The organism is Parasphingorhabdus sp., assembly GCF_039939955.1.
GTDB lineage: Bacteria > Pseudomonadota > Alphaproteobacteria > Sphingomonadales > Sphingomonadaceae > Parasphingorhabdus.
Map to the genome: position 1 here is coordinate 206,419 of NZ_JBDVHS010000002.1, position 19,835 is coordinate 226,253.

The window sequence follows — 19,835 nt, forward strand, 5'->3', positions numbered from 1 at the left end:
CCTTTTATCGCATCCCAATGGCAAGTGAGATGACAGCAACCGACCTAACGCCGTCAGGAACAATCAGACAGGAGATTTTATGCCAGCCTTTTCAACTAGCTTGATCCCGGCCTTCCTAGCGTCCACACTGGCGATGGCCTATCCCATTCCCTTCGGCCAACCGGTAACCCCCGGCAGCCTGACCAATCCTGAAGGGGAAATCATCGGTATCGATGAAGACCGTGCTGATCGGATGACCGTTCCGGTCAGCATAGAAGGCAAAGGGCCATTTTCTTTCGTCATCGATACCGGCGCTGAACGGACCGTGCTTTCCCACAAAGTTGCCAATAGGCTAGCACTGGAAGATGAAGAGCCTGCGGAATTGATGAGCATTGCCGGCACGACTATGGTCGACATGGTCTATGTGCCTAGCCTGACGCTGGGCCAGAAAAGCTATGAAGGCCTAGTCTCACCAGTTTTAGCCGCCCGGCACATTGGAGCCGACGGCATATTGGGTCTCGACGGTTTGCAGAATCAGCGTATTTTATTTGATTTCGTTGCCAATCAAATTGTCGTCGAAGACGCGGAACAAGTACGCCGTCGATCAAAATCGCGAGAAATTGTGGTGACCGCCAAACGGCGCTCGGGACAGCTGATCTTCACCGATGCGACAATTTCCGGCATTAAAGTCAACGTTATCGTCGATACAGGAGCGCAGGTTTCTATCGCCAATAGTGCGTTGCAGAAGCGCTTGCTGAAACGCGCGGCGGAATTGGGAGATGATAATTTCATGATCGCCGTCACCGGTGAGACCCTCGGAGTGAAATTTGGCAGATTACGCGATTTTCGCATCGGACGGGCCCACTTCTCCGGCCTGCCCGTTGCCTTCGCCGATGCCCCACCGTTTGAACGTTTCGGCCTTGCCGATAAGCCAACTCTGTTGATGGGCATGGATGTAATGCGGAAATTTGATCAGGTCGCGATCGATTTTCCCAAACGGAAAATCCACTTTCTGGCCCCAAAAAACGCGCAAAAAATCGTCAAGGAGCCACGATCCAGTCGGATCAAATCCTGACTGCGTCATCAAGCTGTGTCAGGCTGTTTCTTCCAAACTGAAAACCGGTTCTTCATCGCCATTTTTCCACTGCGGATATTTGACCATCGTCGCGACAAACAGCGGCGCGGCAAGATGGTCGCCTAGCCATTTCTGCAAAGCAGGCAAAGATAATGCATCGAACCACCCGCGGTCGTTGTTGGCGAACTGGCGGACGAAGGGGAATATTGCGTGGTCGGCTAGGCTGGGCTGCGTACCCATCAACTGTCCCGAATCCCGCAGCAGGCCATTTAGTTTTTCTAGAAAGGCCAGACCCTCTGCACGGTGCTCCAACGGGTCGACATTTTCATAGCGCGTGGGATATTTATAACGGTCAAGATTGTCTTTGAACGGGCCATCGGCTTCCGCAATCAATTCCGTTTCGGCGACACTGCCCTGCAGCCAGTTTGCTGGATCATTGCGGTCCAGAGCCCAATGCATGACCGCCAGACTCTCGTCGATCACCTGCCCGTCCGGCAGCACCAGCACCGGCACTGTGGCTTTTGGTGAGGCCGCGATCATTTCTTCCGGTTTGTCACGTAGCACGACCTCGCGCAGGCGGGCCGGAGTCTCGCTGACCAAGAGCGCCATCCTTGCGCGCATCGCATAGGGACAACGCCGGAAGCTATAGAGGACCGGCATATCGGTCATGCTGAGCCTAGATGCTGATGACCCTTTGCCGCCGCCTGTTCAACTTGGCGCTGGCGTTCGCGATAGCGGGCGCGCTGTTCGTCCGTGCGCTGGTCAATACAATGGGGGCAGGCCTCACCGGGAATATAATCCGGGGAAGCACGTTCCGCCACGTTCAACGGCATCCGGCACGCATAGCATTGGCCATAGTCGGATTCGCGCAAGCCGTGGCCAACGGCGACACGCTGGTCGAACAGGAAACAGTCGCCCTGCCAGACGCTGTCCGCTTCGGGCACGTTTTCCAGATATTTCAATATGCCGCCCTTGAGATGCTGGACATCATCAAAACCTTGCGCCTTCACATAGGCTGTCGCTTTTTCACAGCGGATGCCACCGGTACAGAACATGGCAATTTTCGGTGTCTTTTCCGAATCCTTGCGCAATTGTTCGGAGAAATCATCGAACCATGCCGGAAAGTCGCGAAAGGATTCGGTATTGGGATTGATTGCCCCATCGAAGCTACCAATCGCCACTTCATAGGCGTTGCGCGTATCGATTACGATTGTGTCCGGGTCGGCGATTAGATTGTTCCAGTCTGCCGGATCGACATAGGCACCCTTTTGCGTTGCCGCGTCGACACCTTCGACACCCATTGATACGATTTCTTTCTTCAACCGGACTTTCATCCGCAGAAAGGGCATCTCGCTCGCTTCGGAATATTTGACTTCCAGATCGGTGAAGCGGGGCAGCAAACGCAAACCGTCAATCACCGCATCAATAGCATCGGACGTGCCGGCGATCGTGCCGTTTATCCCTTCATCGGCGAGCAAGATCGTACCCTTAAGGCCATGCTCCTCGCACAGCGCGAGCACTTGCAGCCGCAGAGCGGCGGGATCATCGACCACCGCGAAATGATAGAGCGCAGCGACTTTTACGGGAGATACAGATTCGGTCATGGCAGCGCATATAGGGCCGCTGCGCGAGAAATTCCAACCCGGTGGCTTGCATAGCATGATTGTTCATCGCATAGCATCTCCATGGTTCCCCTTCTGTTCGCCAATCATCATTTTGATATCGTGGCTCCGGCCGCGCTCTACTGGCCGGATAAAAATGCGCTCTTGGTTGCCGATCTCCATTTGGAAAAAGCCAGTTTCTTTGCGCGGCAAGGCCAGATGCTGCCGCCTTATGACAGTCAGGCAACCCTGTCTGCCTTGGCCAATCTAGTCCGCGAGACCGGCGCGACTGCGGTGTTCTGCCTCGGCGATAATTATCATGATGGCGAAGGCGAGGCGCGACTCGAGTCCGATGCAGCAGAGCAATTGACCCGAATGACCAGCGCGCTCGAATGGATCTGGATCACCGGCAATCATGACCGTGATGTCGCAGGCCTTTGGGGCGGTACGGTGGTCGACGAATGGACAGGTGCCGGCCTGGCACTAAGGCATGAAGCAACAGCAGCCAGCCGATTGCCGGAAATCTCCGGCCACTATCATCCCAAAATCCGCATTGCGGTGCGGGGGCGCCATGTGTCGCGGCGATGCTTCGTCAAAGGCACTCATCATCTAATTCTGCCCGCGTTCGGAGCGCTCACCGGCGGCATGGCGGCAAATGATCCGGCCATCGAGGCCTGTGTTGGCGGGCCAGCAGAAGCCATCATCGGTCTGAAAGAAAAGCCCGTTCGATTCCCGTTACCCTTTAACGATCGACCAATTGAACCGATGAATGAAACACAGCTTGCATTGCCTCTGGCCACAAACCGCCGCTGACTGCTAACGGCCCGTTCATGGATCGATTCGCCCCCTATCGCGCCCAGCTGGACGCGCTCGAACATTCCGGACGAAAACGGAAACTGGCTGTTCCCACCGGCAGAGATTTTTCTTCCAATGACTATCTTGGGCTAGCGCGCAGCCCCTTTCTAAAAAAGGCCGCACAGGTCGCCATTGCCGATGGCATTGCCCACGGGTCCGGCGGATCACGGCTGCTCGGTGGCAACCATCCCGAGCATGAAGCGCTGGAAGCCTTTGCCGCCGAACATTATGGTTCAGAGACAAGCCTGTTCTTCGGCTCCGGCTTTGCCGCGAACAGCGCATTATTCGCCACCCTGCCGCAAACCGGCGATCTCGTATTATACGATGCGCTTATCCATGCGAGCGTTCATGACGGCATGAAGCTGGGCCGCGCCGACTTCACATCCTTTCCCCATAATGATTGCAACGCAGTCGAGCGGGAAATTCGCGCATGGCGCGCGTCTGGCGGCATGGGCACTGTCTGGATCGCGGTTGAAAGCCTATACAGCATGGATGGCGACCGCGCGCCGCTGACCAATCTCGCGCAAATTGCCGACAGGCATGACACAATGCTGGTGATTGACGAAGCCCATGCCGTCGGCGTGTTTGGTGAAGGCGGTAAGGGTCTGGCGGGCGATATCGGCGGACGAGATAATGTCATCATTTTGCGCACCTGTGGCAAGGCGCTGGGCGGTGACGGCGGTCTGTTGACCATGCCGAACATCATGCGAGAATTTTTCATCAATCGCGCGCGGCCGTTCATCTTCTCCACAGCGCCCAGCCCGTTGACCGCGCATCTGGCCCATCAAGCCATCACTTATGTGGCAAATAATCCTTCACTACAGGCCGATTTGTCGAGCCATATAGCGATCGCCCGGAATTGCTTTGCTGGCCTGTGTCTCAGCGATGGGCAAGACAGCCAGATTTTCCCTATCATTCTGGGTGAAGACAGGCTCGCGGTGGTCATCGCCCAAACGCTGCAGGGCCAGGGGTTTGACGTCAGAGCCATCCGTCCACCGACGGTACCAGCTGGCACCGCACGCCTGCGCATCTCACTGACCCTGAACGCAACGCAAGATGACATTCACAATCTATCCCGCGCATTGCGCGAAGCTCTAGCGATAGCCGAGGCAGCATGAACCAAAAATTTGTCATTACCGGTACCGATACGGATATCGGAAAAACCATTTTTGCCGCAGCGCTTACCGCCGCCTTGGAAGCCAGCTACTGGAAACCGGTTCAGGCGGGAATCGCGGATGGCACGGACAGCGAGACCGTTGCACGGATCGGCGGGGTCGATCCTTCGCGGATATTGCCCGACCGCTACCGATTGGAGATTCCCGCATCACCCCATTATTCGGCAGCGCAAGAAGGCGTAACCATTAGACTGGAGGATCTCGACATCCCACAGGTCGACGGCCCGCTAATCATCGAAGGAGCGGGTGGCGCGTTGGTTCCGGTCAATCCGGAACTGCTGTTCGCCGATCTCTTTGCCCATTGGTCACTGCCGGTGATCATCGTCGCGTCTACCAGTCTCGGGACCATCAACCACAGTCTGTTGACGATCGAAGCGCTGCGCTGCCGCAACGTGCCGATTCACGGCATTGCCTTCATCGGCGATGAAAATGTCGATAGCGAGCAAACCATCTGCCGGATCGGCGCCGTGCCCCATCTCGGACGTCTGCCGATCATCGACGATCTTGCGCCGGAGCCGTTGCGAGATGCTTTCAACGCCCATTTCAATCGTGCGGACTTCGGAGCATGAGCATCAATATCTGGCATCCCTTCACCCAGCACGGATTGGGCGAACCGATTCCGGAAATCGCGCGAGCCGAAGGCGCGGCTCTCTATAAAGCCGACGGCACTAGAATCATTGATGCGATATCGAGCTGGTGGGTGCAAACTCATGGCCATTGCCATCCGAAAATCGTAAGCGCAATTCAGGAGCAAAGCGCCAAGCTGGACCAGATGATCTTTGCCGGATGGACACATGAACCCGCCCGCGAACTAGCGGCCGGCCTATCGGATTTTCTGCCAGAATCGTTGGACCATATTTTCTTTTCCGACAGCGGATCAACCGCGGTCGAAGTGGCCCTGAAGATGGCGCTCGGCTATTGGCACAATCGCGGCGATGCCCGTCAGAAGATCCTCGTGATGGAACATAGCTATCATGGCGATACAATCGGCGCGATGTCGGTCGGCGCGCGCGGCGTGTTCAATCAGGCTTATGCGCCGCTGCTGTTTGATGTCGGGACCATAGCTTTCCCCGACGCGGGCTCGGAACAGAAGATGCTCGACCAGCTCGAAGCCTATTGCCGGAACAAAGATCATCCTCCGGCAGCGCTGATTGTCGAGCCCTTGATTCTCGGTGCGGGTGGCATGAAGGTCTATAGCCCCGAAATATTGAAACAGATGGCCGCGATCTGCCGCGCATATGATGTCCTGTTCATCGCCGACGAGGTCATGACCGGCTGGGGCCGCACCGGAACGGTCTTTGCCTGCGAGCAGGCAGGCATTGAACCGGACATATTGTGCATGGCCAAAGGTCTCACCGGGGGCGTCATTCCGCTGGCCGTCACCGCCGCTACCGATGCGCTATATCAGGCGCATTTCTCCAAAGACCGCGCGCAGATGTTCTTCCACTCCAGCAGCTTTACCGCCAATCCAATTGCTTGTGCGGCGGCAAACGCCAATCTGCAAATCTGGCGCGACGAACCGGTTCAGGGCCGGATCGACGACATTATCGCTTCCCATCAAAATTTTACACAGAGGCTGATGCACAAAGAAAATGTCAGCGGATTGCGTCAATGCGGAACCATATTGGCCTTTGAAATCGACGATAATGCGGGCGACTATATGTCTGAACTAGGCCCGCAACTCCTAGGTTTTTTCAGAGATTACAATATATTACTTCGCCCCTTGGGCAATACGGTCTATATCATGCCTCCGTATTGTATCGGCCGCGAGGATATGGAATCCATCTATACTGTTGTTGAGGAAGCGATTGACCATTTCCATAGCAACTGATCGGCAAGTGAGAGGGGTTTTTGCATAAGCCTCCAAAAACCGGCAAGGAAAGACCATGGAAATAATTGATTCTCTGATGGTAAAAATCGCGCTGATCGGCCTGCTCGGTATCGGCGCCCAATGGATTGCATGGAGAACCGGCCGTCCGGCCATTGCGCTCATGCTGATCGTCGGCGTTATTGCCGGGCCTATATTGGGCATTATCGATCCGGAACGCGATTTCGGAGCATTGCAGGAACCCATCATCAAGCTGGCCGTCGCGGTGATTCTATTTGAAGGCGGCCTCAGTCTAAACTTCCGTGAACTCCGGCAAGCGGGCGGCGCAGTGACCGCAATGGTGCTGGTTGCTGGTCCCATCGCCTGGGTCTTGGGTACCGGGGCGGCGCATTATGGTGCGGGCCTCTCTTGGGAAATCTCGGCCTTGCTCGGCGGCATCATGATCGTCACTGGTCCGACCGTCATTGGTCCGATGCTACGCACATTGCGAGTACCATCGCGGGTCCGCAATGTTCTGAAATGGGAAGGCATTGTAAATGATCCCATAGGCGCGCTGCTGGCCGTCGGCATCTATGCCTATATTACCTATGAAGGCGCCGATGCGAATATCGCAGTCATCAGCATGGATGTCCTCGCCGCAAGCTTCATCGCCGGGCTAATCGGTGCCGGGCTTGGCTTTGCCATCACCTGGCTGTTCCCCAGAGGCCTGGTGCCGGAATATCTGAAAGCCCCGTTTCTGCTGGTTACGGTCATCGCGGGCTTTGTCATCGCCGATCTGATCAAACATGAAACCGGACTGATCACGGTGACCGTGATGGGTATCGTTCTGGGCAACCGACAAATATATTCCAGTCAGGCGCTTTATCGATTCAAGGAAGATCTGGCAGTGCTGCTGATATCCGGTGTCTTCATCATATTGTCCGCGACATTGGATTGGGAAACGGTGCAGCAGTTCCGGCCACAATTTGTCATCTTCCTGATCTTGCTCTTGTTCGTCGTGCGGCCCATTTCCGTATTGATCGCCCTGCTGTTCAGCTCGCTGCCGTGGCGCGAACGCTTGTTCATCGCCTGGATAGCGCCGCGCGGTATTGTCGCCGTCGCGATCACCGGACTATTTGCGATCCGGCTGGTCGATCACGGATTCCCGGGCGCGGAAGCGCTGGTTCCCCTTAGCTTTGCTGTCGTTATCGCGACCATTTTCGCCCATGGCTTTTCAGCATCATGGGTTGCCGAGCGACTGGGGATTGCAGAAGGCAAAGGCGAAGGAGTCTTGATTGCCGGAGCCAATCGCTGGTCGATTGCTCTGGGCAAAATGCTCAGATCTCTCGATCTTGATGTCCTGATCACCGACAACAGCAAATTCGCCTTGCGCCGGGCGCGCCGCGAAGGGCTCGAGGTCCATCATGGCGACGTGCTCGACGAAGCCCATAATGACAATATCGATATGGGTGAATATCAACATCTTATCGCCGCCACCGACAATGACAGCCAGAATCAGTTAATCACGGCCGATCTGGGTCCCGAAATGGGCTATGAGCAGATCAGCCGGCTGGCCAATGACGGACAAGGCAAGAGCCGGGTTGGGCATGGGCGACTCTTGTTCGAATCCGGTGCTGACTTCGGCACTTTGCTCGACCGCGATCTAGCTGGCTGGCGATTCAGCAAAACCAATATCACCGAGAAGTTCACCGTCGAACATTACCGCAAAAATCTGGAAAAAGACGAAGAGCCGCTCGCCGTGTTCAAACCGGACCGGCGTCTGCTATTTTTCGCAACCGATACCCGGCCGGTGATAGAAAATGGTGATATCGTGATCAGCTATGTCGCCGCGGTCACAGCCGAGGAACGCAAAGCGGATCGTGCGGCTAAAGAAAGCGAAAAAAGCGACGAAAGCTGATTATCCTGCCTGTGTTGTGCGCGGACCAAATAGGGCCGTGCCAACCCGGATATGGGTGGCGCCGAGCTTTACAGCGCTTTCAAAATCCCCCGACATTCCCATGCTGAGTCCGGCAAGGCCATGATCATGCGCCAGCTTCGCAAGCAATGCAAAATAGGGAACCGGATTGGAATTCTCCGGAGGAACCGCCATCAAACCTGCTACGGATAGGCCGGCTGCTCGGGCTTGGCCGAGCAGCTCGGGAACAGCGCTGATATCACAACCACCTTTTTGAGGTTCTTCCCCGATATTGACTTGCAGATAGCACGGAATGTGGCGGTCTTGCTGGTCCATTTCCTTTGCCAGAGCCTTGACCAGAGAGGGCCGATCCAGCGAATGGATACTATCGAAAAGCGCCACCGCTTCCGCAGCCTTGTTGGATTGCAACTGGCCAATCATATGCAGCTCTATATCGGGATATTCCGTTTTCAACGCAGGCCATTTCTCCGCTGCTTCTTGTACGCGGTTTTCACCAAACACACGATGGCCAGACGCAATCAATGGTCGAATTTCCTCGGCACTGCGGGTTTTCGACACCGCGATGAGCGTAATATCGGATGGTTTGCGGTCCGCTATCCGGGCCGCTTTTTCCATCTTGCTGCGGATGTCGTTCAATGCCGGGTCTGCCAAATTCGTATCTTTCTCAGTCATTCTCTTTCGCCAAGCGTCGGTCTATAGGGCTGCTTATGTTGCGAGACCAGCCCTGCCCTGCTTTGCCCAGTCTAACGGATTCGGTCCTCCCCCGGATATGGCTGTTCACCGATCAGCGGAATGATGATTCTCTCCGGCAAGCCATACTGCGCCTGCCGCGCGGAAGCGGCATTGTCTTTCGCCACTATCATTTGCCCGAGCCATTGCGGCGGGAGCGGTTTGAAACAGTCAAAATACTGGCACGACGTCAGGGGCATTTGCTGTTCCTCGCCGGAACACCAACACTGGCCAAGCGCTGGCGCGCCGATGGAATATATGGACGATTCTCGCGCCGGTCCATATTTGGCCCGATGCTGCACAGCGCACCGGTTCACAATGCCCGGGAAATCCAGCAAGCCAATCGCGTCGGGGCGGATATCTATTTTCTGTCCCCGATCTTTGCAACCCGGTCCCACCTCGGCCAACGACCCTTGAACCCGGCACAAGCCCAACGCTTGGCCGCTCAGTGCAAAGGCGCCGTCATATTATTGGGCGGTATGAGCCAGAAACGCTATCGGACACGCAAAAACGCCACGACCCATGGTTGGGCAGCGATCGACGCTTTCAGCTAATCAGATTTTTAGAAGCGGAACTGGGTTCCGACATAGACCGCTTGGCTGTCCTGACGGTTGTCAGTCAGAGGCGCCATCCGGTCACGCTCATTGTTAATCCGGACACCGGCGGTCACGTCAAGATTGCGGGTAAGCGAATAGCTGCCACCGACATCAAGCGTATAATCTTTCTCACTGGCATCCAACGCGCGCGGCGCTGCATTGATCGGTGCGCTCGCATCCAGCGACATGCGCGTGTTGAAACGGCTCTTCTTGCCGGTCTTTTCTTCGCCGAGCAGTCTTCCCGCGCCAATTTCTGAAAGGTCAGGCATATCGCTGCCCAGCTTCTTAACCGGAAGCGCAAAGCTCTTCAGCCCTTTGGCTGAACCAAGGCTATAGGAAACAGGTGCAATTTTAGCCGCTGTCGTCAGACCCATTCCGGAAGCCGCTGCCAAGACATTTTCACGAATGGAAACAGCATCGGACTTCTGGCGAACCACTACAGTGACGGAACGTTCTCCGTCACGCGTGCCGCCAGCCGGCGTGAATTTGAAACTCGCATTTCCGCGCAATGCGCTAAGCTTGAACTTCGCTTGAAGATCTGGATCAGCGCCAGCAACGGTGAAGGAACCAACCGATCCCAATGTTTTCAGGGACACCATTGCGTCATCACTGGAAAGAATCTTCGCCAGAGCAGGAGTCATAGCAAGGCCGGAGATCGCGAGTCCCGTCGCTAACCAACCGAAATGACTACCCTTTTTCTTCATGACGAATGCGATTCCCCTTAGAACGAATCTTTGTATACTAGAATCTGTCCATCTGCACGAGTCAGCATATTGTTTTTATCCGATTTTCTGAAACTAGCGGGTTTCTGTTGCAGATCGGTTACGCTTTGGTCCAGACACTATGTTGATGTTACGGCATAGCGCAATAAAGATGAACCGGACATGATTATGCAGCTATTCAACTGGCGTTCAGTCGATACTGCACAAGAGCGAAAAATGCGCTTGTGCTTGCCCCCTGCGGCAAAGCATTTATAGAGAGCGCTGAAATGATATTATGTCCGGAACAAATCCCATCATCAGGATTTTGTGTCGGCGCAATTTGCAATCAGGAGCGCCTCATGTCCCGCCTCAATTCTTCGTTAATCCTGCGATCTGCAACCGCTGGCCTGCTGACGCTTTCCTTGCTCTCCGCATGCGGCGGCAAAGAGCGGCCAAAAGCCGATCTCGCGGCATCACAGATCACGACAATTGGCGTGAACAGTTATCTATGGCGCGCATCGCTGGACGCCTTGTCCTTCATGCCGCTGACCCAGACCGACAGCAATGGCGGCGTGATTTTGACCGACTGGTATGTGAACCCGCAAAATCCGGGCGAGCGGATGAAAATCAATGTCTCGATCCTGGACCAGGACCTGCGGGCCGATGCCTTGCGCGTCGCGGCATCGCGTCAGGTTGCCAGCAATGGCACATGGGTGGACGCTCCGGTCAAGGCCGCGACCACGCAGAAGCTTGAACAGATCATCCTCACCAAGGCCCGCGATTTGCGGCGCGGTGCGATCACCAACTAACCCTTCCTGCTACATCATGGGGCCGCAATGACCGATCAGCGATTCAATCCACTGGCGGCGGACAAACGCTGGCAAGAGCGCTGGTCAACCGCCGGCACTTTCGAAGCGGACGACGCCAGCAGCAAGCCGCGCAGCTATGTGCTCGAGATGTTTCCCTATCCGTCGGGCCGCATCCACATGGGCCATGTCCGTAACTATACGATGGGCGATGTGCTTGCCCGTTTCCGGCGGATGCAGGGCTATGAAGTGCTGCACCCGATGGGCTGGGACGCCTTCGGTATGCCGGCGGAAAATGCCGCGATGGAGAAAAAAGTCCATCCCGGCGAATGGACAAGAGCCAATATTGCTTCAATGCGCAGCCAGCTGAAAACGCTGGGCTTTGCCTTTGACTGGAGCCGCGAGCTGGCGACCTGCGAACCGGATTATTACGGGCAGGAACAGGCGCTGTTCATCGATCTGTTCGAGGGTGATCTGGTCTATCGCAAGGAATCGGCGGTCAACTGGGACCCGATCGATATGACCGTGCTCGCCAATGAGCAGGTGATCGACGGCAAGGGCTGGCGGTCCGGTGCTCCGGTCGAGAAGCGCAAGCTCAGCCAATGGTTTCTGAAGATCACCGATTTCGCCGAAGATCTGCTGGCCGGTCTGGACGAGCTCAAAGGCTGGCCGGAAAAAGTGCGGCTGATGCAGGAAAACTGGATCGGCAAGTCGCAAGGCCTGCAATTTCATTTCAATTTGGCGGAAGCGCAAGGCGATATTGCCAGTGTCGAGGTTTTCTCGACCCGCCCGGATACGATTTTCGGTGCGAGCTTTGCTGCCTTGTCGGCCGACCATCCGCTGACGCAGCGACTGGCCAAAGATAACGACGCGCTCGCCGCCTTCGCTGAAGAATGCAAGGCAGGTGGCACCACCGCGGCCGAGCTCGAAACGATGGAGAAAAAGGGCTTCGATACCGGCCTGACGGTTACCCATCCGCTTGATCCAGATTGGCAATTGCCCGTCTATGTCGCCAATTTCGTGCTGATGGATTATGGCACCGGCGCGGTATTCGGCGTGCCCGCCCATGACCAGCGCGATCTCGATTTCGCCCGCAAATATGATCTGCCGGTCAAACGCGTGGTTTCCGATGGTGAGGAGACAGACGCTCTGTTCACCGGCAATGAAGCCTATACCGGTCCCGGCAAAATCGTGAACAGTGCCTTTCTCGACGGCATGACGGTCGAAGCGGCGCAACAAAATGTAATCGACCGCGCGCAATCAGAAGGCTGGGGCAAGGCCCAGACCACCTGGCGGCTGCGCGACTGGGGCGTTTCGCGCCAGCGCTATTGGGGCACACCGATCCCGATCATCCATTGCGATGATTGTGGTCCGGTGCCGGTGCCCAAAGACCAGCTGCCGGTCACCCTGCCCGAAGATATCGATTTCGAAACGCCGGGCAATCCGCTGGAGCGGCACGCGACGTGGAAACATGTCGATTGCCCGAAATGCGGCAAGGCGGCGCGGCGCGAAACCGACACACTCGACACATTTGTCGACAGCAGCTGGTATTTCCTGCGCTTTGCCAGCCAGCCGGACGACCGGCCCTTTGATCCGGACGTGGTTAAACAATGGCTGCCGGTCACCCAATATATCGGCGGCGTCGAACATGCGATCCTGCATCTCCTCTATGCGCGTTTCTGGACGCGCGCTTTGGCGAGCATCGGCAAGCTGGATTTTGCCGAACCGTTCGAAAGCCTGTTCACCCAGGGCATGGTGACGCACGAGACCTATAAACATGGTGACGGCAGCTGGCTTTCGCCGGACGAGGTCGAGAAAAACGGCGCAGACTGGGCCGTGATTTCCGACGGTTCTCCGGTCACGACAGGCCGGGTCGAGAAAATGTCGAAGTCGAAGAAAAATGTCGTCGACCCCGATCCGATCATCGAACAATATGGCGCCGACGCGGTGCGTTTCTTCATGCTGTCCGACAGCCCGCCGGAACGCGACCTGCCATGGTCCGAGGCCGGCATCGAAGGCAGCTGGCGCTTTGTCCAGCGGCTGTGGCGTCTGTTCATTGCCGTCGCCGACGGGACCGATACAGCTCTCGGTGAAGACAAAACGCTCCGCCGCAAGCTTCATCAGACCGTGGCCGGTGTCGCTGGCGATGTCGAAGCGCTCTCCTTCAACAAGGCGGTGGCGAAGATATTCGAACTGGTCAATCTGATCGAGAAATCACAGCCTTCTGCAGACCGGACCACGGCGATCAAGTCGCTGGCCCGGATTGTCGCGCCGATGGTCCCGCATATTGCCGAGGAAGCATGGGCTTTATTCGGCGAAGACGGCTTGATCGCCGACGCGCCCTGGCCGGAGGTGGACGAAAGCCTGCTGGTCGATGATGAAGTCACCATAGCGATACAGGTGCGCGGCAAGCTGCGCGATACGATCACCGTCGCCAAGGGCAGCAGCAAGGATCAGCTCGAAGAGCTTGCTCTCGCATCCGAGAAGGTGCAGCGTAGCTTGGACGGAGCGGAAATAAAGAAGGTGATTGTCGTGCCCGACCGACTGGTCAATATCGTTATATGAGCAATATGATTGCCCGGATCGCCTTGCTGGTAACAATGTCGGCAATGCTGACGGCCTGCAACTTGCGGCCACTTTATGCCGGTGGAACTACGGGCGTTGTCGCACAGAAACTTGGCGATATCGAAATTGAACCAATTGCCGGTAAAGCTGGTTGGTTGACACGCAATGCGCTGAAGGATCAACTTGAAGCCTTCGGGGGGCAACAGACGAAATACCGCCTGACCGTGACACTGGACGACAAGATTGCAGGCTTTGGCGTGCGCAGTGATGACCGGATCACCCGCGAACGCAGAACTTTGCGCGCGCGCTATCAACTCGTCCGCTTGGCCGATTCCGTTGTCGTACTCGATGCGACAGCCGGTTCCGATGCCGGTATCGACGTCGTCTCTTCGGAATATGCGACGCTCGCGGCAGAAGATACCGCGCTAGAAAATCTCGCTACCCGCGTTGCCAATCAGATTGTAACCCGCATTTCTCGATTTGCCCGGGAAGAGGCTAACGCGTCACCGGATCCATGAAGGTCAAACCGGAAGACATTGTCAGGCGCTTTCATGCCGATCCCAATCATTTCCGACTGGTCCTATTATGCGGTCCCAATGTCACCCGCTGCCAAGCGTTGGTCGAAGAGCTCGTGCAACCATTGGCCCAATCGGCCGAACGGGTTGATCTCACCATTACCGACATCAATGACAGTCCTGCCAGGCTGAATGATGAGGCCAATTCCGCTTCCCTGTTCGGAGACAAGCGCTATCTCGTCTTGCGATTAAACAGCGGTGAAGCGGTTCGGGCAACCGCTGCAATCGACAATCTTTTGGCGAGCGAGGCTGGCGGCGATCCGGTGTTTGTTATCGCACCCGGCATGGGTGATAAAACCGCTCTGGCAAAAACCATCATAGCTGCATCCGATGGATTGATCGCGACATGCTATGAAACAACACCACAACAAGCCGCAGCAGCCATCGGCGCCATGGCAAAAGACGAAGGTCTTCAACTCGGTCGAGACATGGCGCAAGAAATCGCCGCGCTAACCAGCAACGACCTCGTATTGGCGCGTATGGAAGTCGAAAAAATCGCGCTATATCTGGATGCAAGCCCGGAAAACCCAAAGACTCCAGAACCCGATATTCTTCTTTTGCTCGGTGCAGAGAATGACGAAGAAGATATCAGCCTCTTGATCAACGCCGCATTGAATGGCGATGCTCCCCGTTTGGCGCAAGAAATTGCCGCTACGCGCGCGCAAGGCATCAGCGAAATCGGACTCATCCGGGTCATGCTCCGCCATCTCACGAAACTCGCGGAACTGCGCAGCAAGGTGGATAAAGGAGGGAATGTCGATTCCGTTGCCGGACATCCGAGCGTCTTTTTTAAAGACCAGAAACATTTCAAACGGCAACTGCGAATCTGGCCGTCAGCGCATATCAGCAGACTGATCGAGCGGGTTTTGCAATTGGAAATCACGATGAAAAGCAGCGGTCAACCGGACCATGTGCTGCTCGAAGAGGAGCTGCTGCTGATCGCGCGGAAAGCCGCTAGCAGTCGTTAGATCCCTTGACCGGCTGTCAACGAACATCCATCTACGCCCGATGGAAAAAATAATATTGAGCGAAGAACAATGGCGGCAACAATTGTCGCCGGAACAATATCATGTGCTGCGCGAAGCGGGGACCGAACGGGCTTTTACCGGCGCATTAAATGCCGAATATCGCAACGGAGAGTTTTTCTGTGCGGGTTGCGACAGCAAATTGTTTGAATCCGACAGCAAATTCGACAGCGGTTGCGGCTGGCCAAGCTTTTCCGAGCCTGCCGATCCAGATGCGGTTACAGAAATAGAAGACAATAGCCTCGGTATGCGCCGCATCGAGATACGCTGTTCCACCTGTGACGGCCATCTCGGCCATGTTTTTCCTGATGGACCGACAGAAACCGGCCTTCGCTATTGCATGAATAGCGCCGCCATGGCCTTTCAGCCCAAGGCCGATTGATTTTTCCCTGTCATTCCCCGTTCAGCCTGCAGTAAGGCTCGAACACGCTAGAAAAACTGCAATTCAGTATATTTGGGTAGATTGTTATGGCGCGGGGCAAAAAACGCAGCAAAAAGCAGGGACCAGTGCGCACTTGGCTGTGGCGGCTGTTCAAAGCTGGCCTGGTAGCCGGTTTTCTGGCCGCAATCGCCCTGGTCGTTGCGGTGTTGGTCATCCGCTCGTCACTTCCCGGATTCCAAGACCTGAAATCTTCACCCAATGGGCAAATGATCCGGGTGCTGGATGTGAACGGCAAAGAGCTCTTCTCCATGGGGCCAAGCTTCGGCGAGTGGTTGGATTATGGAGACATACCGCAGGTCATGAAAGATGCGATGGTGGCGGTCGAAGATCGGCGCTATGAGAGTCACCCTGGCGTGGATCCGATTGGTATCGCCCGGTCAGTATACGTCAGATTCGAACGCGGCCATTGGGCTCAGGGTGGTTCGACCATCACGCAGCAACTGGCGCGCAATGTTTTCCTGACCAACAAACGCACCTTTGCCAGAAAGGGCCGGGAAATACTGCTCGCGCTGGCGATGGAACGAAAATTCTCCAAAGAACAGATTCTCGAGCTGTACCTCAACAAAGTCTATTATGGCGGTGGTGCCTATGGCATTGACGCCGCTTCACGTCGGTTCTTTGCACATAGCGCCAGAGATTTGGACCTCGCCGAAGCCGCTATCATCGCCGGCCTCGTCAAAGCCCCTTCCCGCTATTCACCCACGGCAGATGCAAAAGCCGCTATCGGACGCGCAACCGTCGTTCTGGAGGTTATGCAGGACGCCGGTGCAATCAGTGCAGCGGATGCGGCCAATACCAAACCAGCCGCGGTCCAGCTCGCGCCAGAACCGCGCCAAAATAGCGTCCGCTATTTTACCGACTGGGCTCTGCCACAGCTCGATTTGCTGATCGACGAAACGGTCGAACCGATCGAAGTCTGGACGACATTGAATCTCGACATGCAACGCGTGGCCACAGCCGCCATTCAATCCCGCGTGCCGGCAGGCAGCCAGGGCGCATTGGTGGCAATCGACCGGGATGGAGCGGTGCGCGCAATGGTTGGCGGCACGGACTATGTGACGTCCAACTATAACCGCGCCACACAGGCAGTTCGTCAACCCGGATCGGCGTGGAAAGCCTTTGTCTATATGGCCGCGCTAGAAGCCGGCTACACGCCAAACGACACGGTGACCGATGAACCGATTACCATCGGCAACTGGACGCCCCGCAACAGCGGCGGTCGCTACGCCGGAGAGATAGATGTCCGCACGGCTTTCGCTTTCTCCAAAAATACCGTTGCGGCGGCTATTGGCGATGATGTCGGTACATCTTCCATCGCCAATATGGCGCGGCGTTTTGGTATCACCACGCCGATCGATACCAATCCTTCGATGGTTTTGGGCACTTCCGATGTGCGGCTCCTCGATATGACGCGTGCCTTCGCATCCATCAGCGCAAAAGGCGTCGCGATCACGCCTTTCGGGATCACCAAGGTCCAAACGATCAAGGGCGATGTGATCTATCAGAGCAAATTTGACGGCAGTCGGGTGCTGGTTGACCCATGGGTCGCCGCTGGCATCACCGATCTTATGCAAACCGCCGTGAACACCGGCACCGGGCGGGCCGCACAAATCGGCAGGCCAGTGGCGGGCAAAACCGGAACAACAAGCAGCAATAAAGATGGCTGGTTCCTGGGCTTTTCGAGCGGTCTGACAACCGGCGTATGGATGGGCCGGGATGATGCAAAACGCGTTGGAGGTCTGCAAGGTGGTCGCGCGCCCGCCGCCGCATTTGCGCAGTTCATGCGGGCGGCAGTCGCCAATCGCAAAGTCGAGAAATTCGATACCGAGCTGGTCTTGCCGGAATGGCAATTGGAACCGGATGATGATGAATTGTTCGGAGCGCCAGAAGACGGCATCTATGTCGACGAAAATGGTATGCCCATCGAAACCGGCGGCGGGATCGAATATGATCTGGAAGACGGGGAGGCCGCCGATGGTCCCCGGTTGGACCAGGATTGGATCGATTCAGTGCTCGGCCGCGGCGAAGATCCTGCACCCCGGAGACCGGAACCTGCGCCCGTCCAGCAGCCCAAACAAGACACGCCACAAAACCAGCCAGAATCCCTACTGCCCGAAGCAATGCTTTCCGAATCCGAATAACAATCTGATTCAGTCAGCCCATTGAGCCTGTCGTTCGGCTCCGACCATATGCAGGCCCCGACCGTGCTCCTTGAGCCAGCGGTCGGCGATCCTCCGGTCCGATTCATAAATCTCGTCGAGCAAAGCATAAAACCGTCGGCTATGATCCATATGTGTAAGATGGGCCACTTCATGCGCCACCACCGACCGTCGGACATGTGGCGGCGCCATGACCAAGCGCCAGCTCAATCGGATTGCTTTGCGGCCAGAACAACTGCCCCAACGCCGCCGCGCATCGCCGACCGATAGTTTCGGCAATTCCGTCCCTGCCCGCTGACAATAATATTGCAGATCTTCAGCATAAATAGCGCGGGCCTGCGCTTTGAGCCAACGCAGAATGCGAGCCTCGATATGGTCATGCGGCCCGCCAAGATGGATCTCGCCCTCCCCCAGCAATGGCGCGCGTGCAAAGTCCGGAGACCAACAAATGATATGCGGCTCACCCAGAAACGCAATCTGGCTGCCGGCTTCAACCTTTATCGGTGGCAAGGCTTCTTCAAAGCGAGCGTTAAGCCAGTCCGATTTTGACTGCGCAAAGCGCAAAGCCTGATTTTTCGATGCAAAGCTCGGCACCGTTAAGCGGACAATCCCTTTAACGGTGTCGGCTGACACAATGATTGACCGGGCCTGTTTCGATCGCCGCAATTGCAGCGGATAGCTGCCGCCATCCAGATGGATGGCCAAATCTTCCGCGCGCTCCGAACTAGAACGGCGCATCGATAATATGATTTTCAAGCGGCCCGGCTTTCGCTTCCGGAATGACCTTGCCCCGGATCGATTGACCTGCCGCATGGATGGATTCTCGGTCGCCGGAGATCAGATAGTGCCATGTCGGCAAGGGCAGGCCACGGGCGCGCATCTTATAGGAGCAGCTGTCTGGCAACCAATCAAATTCTTCGAGCTTGTTACGAGTCAGCCGCACACAATCCGGCACATGAAATTTGCGATGGCGATAGTCGCCACATTGCGCATGCTCTAGATCGAGCAATTTGCAAGCGATGTTGGTCATATAAATCTGGCCATCATCCTCATCTTCGGCTTTTAGCAAACAGCATTTTCCACAGCCATCGCACAGAGCTTCCCATTGGGCGCGGTCCAGCGATTCTAACGGCAGCTCCCAGAAGGGTTGTTCGGTGCCTATTTCATCCATCGGACAATTTCAGCCGCAACATCCTGCGGCGTACCATCATATGGGAGAAGGGCCAACGGCTCTCCTTGTGGGCCGAACAGATAGGCCTGTCGGCTATGGTCCACGAGATATTCACTTGCCGACTCATCATCGCGAACATCATAAAGAATCAGATATTTTTTCGCGACTTGGGCAATTTCATCGGCGCTACCGGTAAGACCGATAAGCCGTGGGTGAAAAGCAGAAACATATTGTTTCAGGACAGCCGGCGTGTCGCGCTCCGGATCAACCGATATGAAAATGGGTTGGATCTTATCGGCTAGAGCCGGATTGTCTTTCTCGGCCTGTTTCAATCCCAACATCAGATTTGCGAGATCGATCGGGCATACATCGGGACAAAAACTATAGCCGAAATAGATGATCCGATATTGGCCCGCAAAATCACCATCGGAGGTTCGACCACCGTCCTGATTTGTCAGCGTAAACGCGCCGCCAATCTTGGCCCCCGCTAGCGGGGGCTCCGCGTCCGCTGACATACTCCCGCCCGGTGCAGGGTTGCAAGCCGTCATGAGTGTCAGTAATCCAGCTGTCAGGATGATTTTTGCTATGTGGGTGATATTGTTCATTACGGGGCCAGACATGGTCTGCTACTGGATCAA

The 19,835-nt window shown here is 56.1% G+C and carries 20 protein-coding genes; 13 read left to right on the forward strand and 7 right to left on the reverse strand.

What is annotated here, in order from left to right; translation table 11 throughout:
- Positions 1-79: 79 nt before the first annotated feature.
- Positions 80-1,054: a retropepsin-like aspartic protease gene (locus tag ABJG22_RS01260; protein ID WP_348018417.1), complete on the forward strand. Its 975-nt coding sequence runs from the start codon at positions 80-82 to the stop codon at positions 1,052-1,054.
- An 18-nt stretch (positions 1,055-1,072) separates the two neighbouring features.
- Here ABJG22_RS01260 and ABJG22_RS01265 read toward each other — a convergent pair whose 3' ends face one another.
- Positions 1,073-1,723 carry a glutathione S-transferase gene (locus ABJG22_RS01265; RefSeq protein WP_348018418.1) on the reverse strand — a complete coding sequence of 217 codons (651 nt, stop codon included), beginning with the start codon at positions 1,721-1,723 and terminating at the stop codon, positions 1,073-1,075.
- Positions 1,720-2,658 (reverse strand): rhodanese-related sulfurtransferase, encoded by a 939-nt coding sequence (locus ABJG22_RS01270; protein WP_348018419.1) that lies wholly within the window; start codon positions 2,656-2,658, stop codon positions 1,720-1,722. Before ABJG22_RS01270 ends, ABJG22_RS01265 begins: the two co-directional genes overlap by 4 nt.
- 81 nt (positions 2,659-2,739) lie before the next feature.
- Between ABJG22_RS01270 and pdeM the strand changes: the two genes are divergently transcribed.
- The 5 genes from pdeM to ABJG22_RS01295 are packed head-to-tail and all read left to right on the forward strand — an operon-like array spanning position 2,740 to position 8,410.
- Positions 2,740-3,468, forward strand: coding sequence for a ligase-associated DNA damage response endonuclease PdeM (gene pdeM, locus ABJG22_RS01275; protein WP_348018420.1), 729 nt, complete (start codon positions 2,740-2,742; stop codon positions 3,466-3,468).
- Positions 3,469-3,485: 17 nt separating this feature from the next.
- On the forward strand, positions 3,486-4,628 hold the full coding sequence (locus tag ABJG22_RS01280; RefSeq protein WP_348018421.1) for an 8-amino-7-oxononanoate synthase: 1,143 nt from the start codon (positions 3,486-3,488) through the stop codon (positions 4,626-4,628).
- A complete protein-coding gene (gene bioD / locus ABJG22_RS01285) occupies positions 4,625-5,254 on the forward strand; it encodes a dethiobiotin synthase (protein WP_348018422.1) in 630 nt (209 codons plus the stop codon). The genes ABJG22_RS01280 and bioD overlap by 4 nt, the downstream gene beginning before the upstream one ends.
- A complete protein-coding gene (locus ABJG22_RS01290; protein ID WP_348018423.1) occupies positions 5,251-6,516 on the forward strand; it encodes an adenosylmethionine--8-amino-7-oxononanoate transaminase in 1,266 nt (421 codons plus the stop codon). Before bioD ends, ABJG22_RS01290 begins: the two co-directional genes overlap by 4 nt.
- A gap of 55 nt (positions 6,517-6,571) precedes the next feature.
- On the forward strand, positions 6,572-8,410 hold the full coding sequence (locus ABJG22_RS01295; protein ID WP_348018424.1) for a sodium:proton antiporter: 1,839 nt from the start codon (positions 6,572-6,574) through the stop codon (positions 8,408-8,410).
- Here the strand turns inward: ABJG22_RS01295 and ABJG22_RS01300 are convergent, their stop codons facing one another.
- Positions 8,411-9,100, reverse strand: a complete 690-nt coding sequence (locus ABJG22_RS01300; RefSeq protein ID WP_348018425.1) for a YggS family pyridoxal phosphate-dependent enzyme — start codon at positions 9,098-9,100, stop codon at positions 8,411-8,413.
- Between the two features lie 35 nt (positions 9,101-9,135).
- On the opposite strand from ABJG22_RS01300, the gene ABJG22_RS01305 reads away from it, so the two are divergent.
- Entirely contained in the window at positions 9,136-9,711 is a 576-nt protein-coding gene (locus ABJG22_RS01305) for a thiamine phosphate synthase (protein WP_348018426.1), read from the forward strand.
- 8 nt (positions 9,712-9,719) lie between these two features.
- Here the strand turns inward: ABJG22_RS01305 and ABJG22_RS01310 are convergent, their stop codons facing one another.
- Positions 9,720-10,457 carry a hypothetical protein gene (locus ABJG22_RS01310; RefSeq protein ID WP_348018427.1) on the reverse strand — a complete coding sequence of 246 codons (738 nt, stop codon included), beginning with the start codon at positions 10,455-10,457 and terminating at the stop codon, positions 9,720-9,722.
- A gap of 356 nt (positions 10,458-10,813) precedes the next feature.
- Between ABJG22_RS01310 and ABJG22_RS01315 the strand changes: the two genes are divergently transcribed.
- The 6 genes from ABJG22_RS01315 to ABJG22_RS01340 all read left to right on the forward strand — a co-directional run bounded on the left by ABJG22_RS01315 (position 10,814) and on the right by ABJG22_RS01340 (position 18,008).
- The gene (locus ABJG22_RS01315; RefSeq protein WP_348018428.1) at positions 10,814-11,263 is read left to right on the forward strand and encodes a DUF3576 domain-containing protein; all 450 of its coding nucleotides are present in this window, start codon (positions 10,814-10,816) and stop codon (positions 11,261-11,263) included.
- A gap of 27 nt (positions 11,264-11,290) precedes the next feature.
- A complete protein-coding gene (gene leuS, locus ABJG22_RS01320) occupies positions 11,291-13,825 on the forward strand; it encodes a leucine--tRNA ligase (protein WP_348018429.1) in 2,535 nt (844 codons plus the stop codon).
- On the forward strand, positions 13,822-14,343 hold the full coding sequence (gene lptE / locus ABJG22_RS01325) for an LPS assembly lipoprotein LptE (RefSeq protein WP_348018430.1): 522 nt from the start codon (positions 13,822-13,824) through the stop codon (positions 14,341-14,343). Before leuS ends, lptE begins: the two co-directional genes overlap by 4 nt.
- Complete coding sequence (holA, locus tag ABJG22_RS01330) at positions 14,340-15,368, forward strand: DNA polymerase III subunit delta (protein ID WP_348018431.1); 1,029 nt, start codon at positions 14,340-14,342, stop codon at positions 15,366-15,368. The genes lptE and holA overlap by 4 nt, the downstream gene beginning before the upstream one ends.
- Positions 15,369-15,408: 40 nt before the next feature.
- A complete protein-coding gene (msrB, locus tag ABJG22_RS01335; RefSeq protein ID WP_348018432.1) occupies positions 15,409-15,807 on the forward strand; it encodes a peptide-methionine (R)-S-oxide reductase MsrB in 399 nt (132 codons plus the stop codon).
- A gap of 86 nt (positions 15,808-15,893) precedes the next feature.
- Positions 15,894-18,008, forward strand: a complete 2,115-nt coding sequence (locus ABJG22_RS01340; protein WP_348018433.1) for a PBP1A family penicillin-binding protein — start codon at positions 15,894-15,896, stop codon at positions 18,006-18,008.
- A 9-nt stretch (positions 18,009-18,017) separates the two neighbouring features.
- Here ABJG22_RS01340 and ABJG22_RS01345 read toward each other — a convergent pair whose 3' ends face one another.
- Genes ABJG22_RS01345 through ABJG22_RS01355 form a run of 3 tightly spaced genes read right to left on the reverse strand, consistent with a single transcriptional unit; the run spans position 18,018 to position 19,817 of the window.
- Positions 18,018-18,764 carry a SprT family zinc-dependent metalloprotease gene (locus tag ABJG22_RS01345; protein ID WP_348018434.1) on the reverse strand — a complete coding sequence of 249 codons (747 nt, stop codon included), beginning with the start codon at positions 18,762-18,764 and terminating at the stop codon, positions 18,018-18,020.
- Positions 18,751-19,197 (reverse strand): YcgN family cysteine cluster protein, encoded by a 447-nt coding sequence (locus tag ABJG22_RS01350; protein ID WP_348018435.1) that lies wholly within the window; start codon positions 19,195-19,197, stop codon positions 18,751-18,753. Before ABJG22_RS01350 ends, ABJG22_RS01345 begins: the two co-directional genes overlap by 14 nt.
- Entirely contained in the window at positions 19,185-19,817 is a 633-nt protein-coding gene (locus ABJG22_RS01355; protein ID WP_348018436.1) for an SCO family protein, read from the reverse strand. Before ABJG22_RS01355 ends, ABJG22_RS01350 begins: the two co-directional genes overlap by 13 nt.
- Positions 19,818-19,835: the final 18 nt, after the last annotated feature.